Source organism: Mesorhizobium sp. CA15 (genome assembly GCF_020165215.1).
Classification (GTDB): Bacteria; Pseudomonadota; Alphaproteobacteria; order Rhizobiales; family Rhizobiaceae; genus Mesorhizobium.
Window position 1 is genome coordinate 185,479 of the sequence record NZ_JAIUHQ010000009.1, and the last position, 6,774, is coordinate 192,252.

Annotated in this window: 7 protein-coding genes and 1 pseudogene; 6 read left to right on the forward strand and 2 right to left on the reverse strand. The window is 62.0% G+C overall.

Annotation, left to right across the window (positions count from 1 at the left end; translation table 11 throughout):
- The first annotated feature begins 42 nt into the window (after window positions 1-42).
- From prfB to LB515_RS17100, 6 genes are all read left to right on the forward strand, one after another.
- A protein-coding gene (gene prfB / locus LB515_RS17075; RefSeq protein WP_141245365.1) for a peptide chain release factor 2 occupies window positions 43-1,174 on the forward strand; the annotation gives its coding sequence in 2 pieces (ribosomal slippage) (window positions 43-108 and window positions 110-1,174; 1,131 coding nt in all).
- A gap of 31 nt (window positions 1,175-1,205) precedes the next feature.
- Window positions 1,206-1,610: a GFA family protein gene (locus LB515_RS17080; protein ID WP_224708415.1), complete on the forward strand. Its 405-nt coding sequence runs from the start codon at window positions 1,206-1,208 to the stop codon at window positions 1,608-1,610.
- A gap of 293 nt (window positions 1,611-1,903) precedes the next feature.
- Window positions 1,904-2,281, forward strand: coding sequence for a hypothetical protein (locus LB515_RS17085; RefSeq protein ID WP_095767886.1), 378 nt, complete (start codon window positions 1,904-1,906; stop codon window positions 2,279-2,281).
- Window positions 2,282-2,600: 319 nt separating this feature from the next.
- Complete coding sequence (locus LB515_RS17090; RefSeq protein WP_224708416.1) at window positions 2,601-2,969, forward strand: GFA family protein; 369 nt, start codon at window positions 2,601-2,603, stop codon at window positions 2,967-2,969.
- A 137-nt stretch (window positions 2,970-3,106) separates the two neighbouring features.
- The gene (locus LB515_RS17095; protein WP_027170410.1) at window positions 3,107-3,757 is read left to right on the forward strand and encodes an OmpA family protein; all 651 of its coding nucleotides are present in this window, start codon (window positions 3,107-3,109) and stop codon (window positions 3,755-3,757) included.
- 249 nt (window positions 3,758-4,006) lie between these two features.
- A complete protein-coding gene (locus LB515_RS17100) occupies window positions 4,007-4,615 on the forward strand; it encodes a hypothetical protein (protein WP_140842830.1) in 609 nt (202 codons plus the stop codon).
- Window positions 4,616-4,708: 93 nt separating this feature from the next.
- On the opposite strand, the gene LB515_RS17105 is transcribed toward LB515_RS17100, so the two are convergent.
- Both LB515_RS17105 and LB515_RS17110 read right to left on the reverse strand, forming a co-directional pair.
- Window positions 4,709-6,250: a DEAD/DEAH box helicase gene (locus LB515_RS17105; RefSeq protein WP_224708417.1), complete on the reverse strand. Its 1,542-nt coding sequence runs from the start codon at window positions 6,248-6,250 to the stop codon at window positions 4,709-4,711.
- A 291-nt stretch (window positions 6,251-6,541) separates the two neighbouring features.
- Window positions 6,542-6,774: pseudogene (locus tag LB515_RS17110) on the reverse strand (NAD kinase); the annotation flags it as partial.

Genomic DNA, 6,774 nt, shown 5'->3' on the forward strand with positions numbered 1-6,774 from the left:
TATTCCGAAAAGACCGAAAAGAACAGGACCGAACCAAGAGCCATGCGCGCGGAAACGCTCAACATCGTCGATGAGATCAGGCAGGCGATAACCCTGCTGAGGAGGCATCTTTGACTGGGATCAGGCTGTAAAGCGGCTTGAATACCTGAATTCGCGCGCCGAGGATTCCAGCCTCTGGAATGATCCCATCGAAGCGCAGAAGCTGATGCGGGAGCGCCAGGAGCTCGAGGACGGCATCGCTGCCGTCAAGGGGATGACGCAGGCGCTGGAAGACAATATCGGGCTGATTGAGCTCGGCGAGGAAGAGGGCGACGATGCCATCATCGCGGAAGCGGAGGCGGCGCTGCGTTCGATGCAGGGCGAGGCGAAGGCGCGCCAGGTCGAAACGCTGCTGTCGGGCGAGGCCGACGCCAACGATACCTATCTCGAAATCCATGCCGGCGCCGGCGGCACCGAGAGCCAGGACTGGGCCTCGATGCTCCTGCGCATGTACACGCGCTGGGCCGAGCGCCGCCGCTTTAAGGTCGAGGTGCTGGAAGTCCATGACGGCGAAGAAGCGGGCATCAAATCCGCCACCGTGATGATCAAGGGCCACAACGCCTATGGCTGGCTTAAGACGGAGTCCGGCGTCCATCGCCTGGTGCGCATTTCGCCTTACGACAGCAACGCGCGGCGCCACACCTCCTTCGCCAGCGTCTGGGTCTATCCGGTTATCGACGACTCGATCGAGATCAATGTTTCCGAATCCGACGTGCGCATCGACACCTATCGTTCCTCGGGTTCGGGCGGCCAGCACGTCAACACTACCGACTCGGCGGTTCGCATCACCCATCTGGCGACCGGCATAGCGGTCGCCTGCCAGGCCGAGCGCTCGCAGCACAAGAACCGCGCCAAGGCTTGGGAAATGCTGCGCTCGCGGCTTTACGAGGAAGAGCTGAAGAAGCGCGAGGCGGTCGCCAATGCCACCGAGGCGTCGAAGAGCGATATCGGCTGGGGCCACCAGATCCGCTCCTACGTGCTGCAGCCCTATCAGCTTGTGAAGGATCTGCGCACCGGCGTCGAAAGCACCTCGCCTTCGAGCGTGCTCGACGGCGACCTCGACGAATTCATGGAAGCCTCGCTCTCGCATCGCATCGAGGGCGGCGCAGGCGAAGCGGTGGCGGACCTCGACTAGTACGCACCCGTTGCAGGAGCGGAGGAAGCCGGTGTCTACGGTACTTGCGGGAAAATGCTTCTGCGGCACCGTCCACTATGAGGTTGCGGACGAATTCGTTTACGCGGCGAACTGCCATTGCTCGAACTGCCGGCGCACGACGGGCTCCGCGTTCAAGCCGTTCGCCGGTATCGAGCGCGACAAGCTCCGTCTCATCGCGGGCGAGGGCGGTCTGCTGCTCTTTGGCGACGAGAGCGGCCACGACGCGCATTGCGGCCGATGCGGCTCGCTCCTCTATTCGTTGGTCCGCGACGGCGCCTACGTGCATGTCGCCATGGGCACGCTGGTCGACGAGCCGACGATACGGCCGAGCGCGCACATTTTTGTCGGGTCCAAGGCGAAATGGTTCACAATCGCCGACGACCTGCCGCAGTATGATGAGCATGTTCCCGACTGAACGTCTGGAACCAGCTTGAGCCGAATCTCGTTGTCGGGCACCAGATCCGCGCGGCTAACCGCTCATTAACCAAGCCGACGCACGATTCTGGATGGCAGAGGTTGGCGTGAAGCGCGGCATTGCCGTTGCAAGCGAATGCTTGCGCCAGCCAGGGAATCAGCCCAGCCTTCGTGCTGGGTAAAAAGCATTTATGGCCGGATGCGGCATATCTGCGACCGACGATCCGGCCACTGGGAAGACACGTTCCGGGAACGGGCAAGCGAAAACGCTTGATGCTCGAAAGGAACGCTTCGATGTCTGCTGCCATATCAAGATCGGCCCAAGCCGTTCGACCGGCTGGCCGACTTTTGTTCTCCCTGTTCGCCGTTGGAGCGATCGCGGCGCTGGCGCCGCCGGCTGCTGCGCACGATGCTCAGCCCACCGCGGCCATGCCGCAAGGCTGGAAATACCCCTTTGCCTGTTGTGCCAACTACGATTGCAAGGAGGTGCCGCAGTCATCGATCAGCGAGCGGCCCGAGGGCTACGTCATAAAGGGTACGGGCGAAGTGGTGGCTTATGCCGACAAGCGGGTCAAGAATTCGCCCGACGGCGAGTACCACTGGTGTGCGCACCAGGCCGGGCTCGACGCCGGCAAGACCATCTGCCTGTTCGTGCCGCCTCCCTCTTACTAGGGCTCTGAACCTGCCGCGGAAGGCGAGGCGCTGGGGCTCGATCCACGGCAGGAGAAGGCTGCCGACTTTGCTGACAGACGGTTGTCAGGACGGTTTCTTTATGTTGCCTTGCACCGAGCAATTCCAGGAAAAGTGCACAGCGGTTTTCCGTCCGGAATTGCGTGAATCCAGAGTGCGCAATTCAGGAAAAGTGCACAGCGGTTTTCCGTCCGGAATTGCGTGAATCCAGAGTGCGCAATTCCAGGAAAAGTGCGTAGCGGTTTTCCGTCCGGAATTGCGTGAAACTAAGGGCGCGGCGGACAACGGAGAGGTTGAGTCCATGACCATCAGGGGAAGCTGTCACTGCAAGGCGACAACCTTCGAGGTTGCCGAGGCGCCGCGGACGGTGACGCAATGCACATGCTCGTTCTGCTCGAAGCGGGGCTCGTTATGGGCCTACTATGTGCCGTCGCAATTCAAGCTGACGAGCCCGCCGGAGAATGTCTCCTTCTATCGCTGGGGCTCAAAGACGGTGAAGCATGGTTTCTGCGCCATTTGCGGCTGCGGCACCTTCACCGAGACGCCTGATTGGTCGACCGGAGAGCCGGATTTCGACAACCCGAAGATCAGCGTCAATTCGCGCCTGTTCGATGATTTCGATCTGGACAAGGTCGAGGTGGTGGTCATCAACGGCAAGAATTTGTGGTAGAGCCGACACGGGAGCCACCGCCGGACTTTACCGGCGGCATTCCCGTTCCGTTTTTCGCCGCATTTCATGCTACAAGGCTGCGGAAGGGCTGATTTGGCGCGGTCGCAAAGGCCGCGAATTGGAGAGGGACCAATCTCATGAAGAAGACTGTGCTCGTCGCCGTGGCGACGGCTCTATTGGTGAGCGCCTGCACCACCACCGATCCGTATACTGGCGACCAGAAGATCTCCAACACGGCGGCCGGTGCCGGCCTCGGCGCGCTGGCAGGCGCCAGCCTTGGCCTGCTGGCCGGTGGCAACGACCGCCGCAACGCGTTGATCGGCGCCGGCATCGGCGCGCTCGCCGGCGGCGCGATCGGCGCGACGATGGACCAAAACGAGGCCGAGCTTCGCCGTCAATTGCAGGGCACCGGCGTCAGCGTCACCCGCAGCGGCGACCAGATCATCCTCAACATGCCGTCCGACATCACCTTCAATGTCGACCAGGACGCGGTGAAGCCGGGCTTCTATCCGGTGCTGAATTCGGTCGCGCTGGTGCTGAAGAAATTCCGCCAGACCACTGTGGACGTGTTCGGCCACACCGATTCGACAGGCGGCGACGAGCACAATTTCGACCTGTCGCAGCGTCGCGCGCTTGCCGTCGCCAACTACCTGTCCGGCCAAGGCGTCGATCAGCGCCGTTTCGCCGTCACCGGCTTCGGCAAGACCCGCCCGATCGCATCCAATGCGACCGCCGCCGGCCGCGAGCAGAACCGCCGCGTCGAAATCCAGCTGTCGCCGCTCACCTGAGAAAACGGCGCGCAGAGGCGCAATTCCATCAAGACAAACGGCTCCGAAGGGGGCCGTTTTTGTTTGAAATGGTCCAAAGATGGATAAGGCCTTAGGACATTAGTTTGTTCTAATTAATGCTTTTCCAGAACCAGGGAAAGGACTAACATTCTGCTGTTCCAGAGGGGATGGGGCGGTCAATCGGCCGCGCAATCAACATCTACCGCCCCGGTCTTGCACGGCCAGATCAAGAGAATCTGGGAGGAATGCATGACAAGAACAGCTCGCTTGGGGCGCTGCGGCGTCGTCGTTTTGGCATGTCTTATCGGCACATCGTTCGGGCTCGCTTCGGCCCGGGCCGAGGACGCCAACAAGGCCGACATCGAAGCCTTGAAGAAATCGCTGGCCAAGTATGAAGATTACACCGCCGCTGTTCGCGACCTCTATTTGTCGACCGTCGGCTGCATCCACTATGCCGGCGAGAAGATAGACGGCGCTATGTACTATCAGAAGGGCGCGATGGGCATCCATTTCGTCAACGTCCCGAGCGTCGGCAAGCCGCTCGACCCGATGAAACCCAACGTCCTGATCTACGAGCCAACCAAGAAAGGCTTGAAGCTGGTCGGGGTGGAATGGCTGGTGCCGCTGACGCCGGACACCAAGGAGGTGCCGACGCTGTTCGGGCAGAAATTCATGGGGCCGATGGAAGGCCACTACCCGCTCATTCCGAGGGAGTTCGTCCATTACGACCTGCATGCATGGCTGTTCAGGGACAATCCGAACGGCATGTTCAGCCCGACGAACCCGAACGTGAAATGCAGCAAGGCCGAGTTCCCGATGCTTGAGAAGCCGACCAAGATGATGCCGGGTCCGATGTAGGCATCGCCTTTGGCTGGATTGCTTCAGGCGAAGCCAAAAACGAAACGGCCCCGTGTGGGGCCGTTTTCAATTCAGACTACGCCGATATCGGCTTCAGACCTTCGCGACGATCCGCATGAAGGCCGGCACGTCGTCGCCGAAGCCGACGGTTGCGTCGTCTTCTTCCTGACGATGGCGGCCGGGGCGGTCGCGCTGCGGACGGGCGTCGCCGCGCTGCTCGTGACGGCTGCCAGGGCCCTTGCGCTCGTTCTCGGAACGGATCGCGTCCTTGCGGGCGCGGCGTTCGGCGATGTCGGCCACTTCGGCGACAGGCTGTTCCTCACGCGCGGCATCGGGCGTCTCGTCGCGCTTGGCGTGACCGTCCTTCTTGCGCTCGCCCCGATCCTTGCGGTCCTCGTCCTTGCGGCCGGCGCGACGCGGGGCGCCGCGGCCGCGGCGCGGCTGCTCCTCGCCCTCGCTCTCGGTCACGGTCGACAGGTCGCCGTCATGCCACTCGATCTTGGTGCCGATCAGCCTCTCGATGGCGTCGACATATTTGGTGTCGGAGCGGGTAGCGATGGTGAAGGACTTGCCGGCGCGTCCGGCGCGGCCGGTGCGGCCGATGCGGTGGACGTAATCCTCGGCGTGGATGGGCACGTCATAATTGAAGACATGGCTGACATCGGGAATGTCGAGACCGCGCGCTGCGACGTCTGAGGCAACGAGATAGCGCAGCTTGCCGTCGCGGAAATTGGCGAGCATCTGCATGCGGGCGCGCTGGTCCATGTCGCCATGCAGCGCGCCGGCATCGAAATCATGCTTCAACAGCGAGCGGAACAGCTCCGACACCTCGACCTTGCGGTTGCAGAAGATGATGGCGTTCTTCAGATCGGCGTCTTCGGCCTTTATCAGATTGCGCAGCGTCTCGCGCTTTTCCCAGGGTTTTGAGCCGGACTTGACCAGCCGCTGCGTGATGCTGGTCGCCGTGGAGGCGGCCTTCGAAACCTCGACGCGCACCGGCGCGTGCAGGAACTTCTCGGTGAGCTTGGTGATCTCCGGCGGCATCGTCGCCGAGAAGAACAGCGTTTGGCGCGTGAACGGGATCATCTCGCAGATGCGCTCGATATCGGGAATGAAGCCCATGTCGAGCATGCGGTCGGCCTCGTCGATGACGAGGATCTCGACGCCGTTGAGCAGAAGCTTGCCGCGCTCGCGGTGGTCGAGCAGGCGGCCGGGCGTCGCGATCAGCACGTCGGCGCCGCGCTCGAGCTTCTTGTCCTGTTCGTCGAAGGAGACGCCTCCGATCAGCAGCGCGATATTGAGCTTGTGGTTCTTGCCGTATTTGATGAAGTTTTCCTCGACCTGCGCGGCGAGCTCACGGGTCGGTTCGAGGATCAGCGTGCGCGGCATGCGTGCTCGCGCCCGGCCCTTTTCCAGGCGCGTCAGCATCGGCAGCACGAAGGAAGCGGTCTTGCCGGTGCCGGTCTGGGCGATACCCAGCACATCCTTGCCGAGCAGCGCATGCGGGATGGCGCCGGCCTGGATCGGAGTCGGCGTGGTGTAGCCGGCATCGGTGACCGCGGAGAGAACCTTCGGCGACAAGCCGAGGTCTGAGAATGTCAACGCTTCTTGAGCGATCGTGGTGTCTGAGGACAAGTGTTTGTTGTCTTTGTTGGTTGGGAAAATCGCGACACAGTAGCCGCGGCAGGCGCCGCGCGCCTGCAAGATCGGTGTTGCAGTTAGGCGCAAGCCCTCGATTTGTCAACAGAAACGGACCGAAATACAGCGATTGTGAAGCCGTAACCTTAATCGCGATGCTTAAAGCGCGTCGAGCTGAAACGGTTGAGGCTCCGCGCTTTATATCTTTGCTTGATCACGCCGTATGCCCAAAACCGCTGCGCGCTTTTGGGCGACACGCATTGATCGAAACAATATCCTTGCGCCGGCTCAGTAGCGGAACTGCTCGGCAAGGATACGCTCGTTCCAGGAATGGTTCGGATCGAACAGCAAAGTTGCCGTCGCCGTCGGCGATTCCCGCACGGTGACGGAGGCCACCGCCTTGACCTCGGTATGATCGGCCGCGGCATTCACCGGGCGCTTTTCGGCTTCCAGGATGTCGAAGCGCACCGTCGCCTTGTTGGACAGCAGCGCGCCGCGGGCGCGGGCGGCAGGGGCGGCCC